The sequence below is a fragment of the Halomonas urmiana genome, from assembly GCF_005780185.1.
GTDB lineage: Bacteria > Pseudomonadota > Gammaproteobacteria > Pseudomonadales > Halomonadaceae > Halomonas > Halomonas urmiana.
The window spans coordinates 1-240 of sequence record NZ_VBUI01000119.1 but is presented as its reverse complement, the minus strand read 5'-3'; the positions used below and the strand labels follow the sequence as shown (position 1 = coordinate 240).

1 protein-coding gene is annotated in these 240 nt (G+C 62.9%); it reads left to right on the top strand.

Annotated elements, in window-relative coordinates; translation table 11 throughout:
* On the top strand, positions 1-240 hold a 240-nt coding region (locus tag FEI13_RS19005; RefSeq protein ID WP_138183036.1), incomplete at both ends, for a TetR/AcrR family transcriptional regulator.

The following is a 240-nucleotide window of genomic DNA, read 5'->3' as shown; positions in this document are numbered from 1 at the left end:
GCAGCCGGCGCAAAGAAGCGCGCCCCGGCGAATTACTGGAAGCGGCGCTGGACCTGTTCGTGGAAAAAGGCTTTGCCGCCACGCGGGTGGACGATGTCGCTGCGCGTGCGGGGGTCTCCAAGGGCACGCTGTTTCTGTACTTCCCCAGCAAGGAAGAGCTGTTCAAGGCCGTGGTGCGCGAGAACATCGTCGGCCGCTTTGCCGAGTGGAACAACGCACTGGAATCGTTCGTGGGCAACA